The organism is Vibrio sp. 378 (assembly GCF_033339435.1).
Genome location: NZ_JAWOUO010000500.1, coordinates 1 through 731, shown reverse-complemented (window position 1 = coordinate 731; position 731 = coordinate 1). Strand labels below are relative to the sequence as shown.

The 731-nt window shown below is 48.0% G+C and carries 1 protein-coding gene; it reads left to right on the top strand.

Features of this window, described 5'->3' with window-relative positions; genetic code table 11:
- On the top strand, positions 1-731 hold a 731-nt coding region (locus R7Q48_RS27180), incomplete at both ends, for an AMP-binding protein (protein WP_318133356.1).

Sequence of the window (731 nt, the reverse complement as noted above, 5' to 3'; positions counted from 1 at the left end):
CTTGGGCGGTGAACATGGGCGCGAAAATGGCACTTTGCCATCAAGAAAAACGCAAACCTTCGATGATGCTGCGCAAAGCACACGCATTAGCTGACAAGCTGGTGCTCAGTAAACTGCGTGCACTGCTCGGTGGTCGTATCAACTTTATGCCATGTGGTGGCGCGAAGTTGGATGAAACCATTGGTCGCTTCTTCCATGCTATTGGCATCAACGTGAAGTTGGGCTACGGCATGACAGAAACCACCGCGACGATTTCGTGCTGGGATGACAAGTGCTTTGATCCGGATTCTATCGGTATGTCGATGCCTGGCGCGCAAGTGAAGATTGGCGAAAACAACGAGATTCTAGTTCGTGGCCCGATGGTGATGCGTGGTTACTACAAAATGCCAGAAGAGACCGAAAAGACGTGTGATGAGCACGGTTTCTTAAAGCCCGGTGATTCTGGCCATATTGATGAAAATGGCAACCTGTTCATCACCGATCGCATTAAAGAACTGATGAAAACCTCTGGTGGTAAATACATTGCACCGCAAATGATCGAAGGTGCGATTGGTAAAGACCACTTCATTGAGCAGATTGCGGTGATTGCCGATACACGCAAGTTTGTTTCTGCGCTGATTGTGCCGTGTTTTGACTCTCTTGAAGAATATGCGAAAGAACTGAACATTGCATACCATGACCGCGTTGAGCTTATCAAACATCACCAAGTGGTCGAAATGCTTGATAAGCGA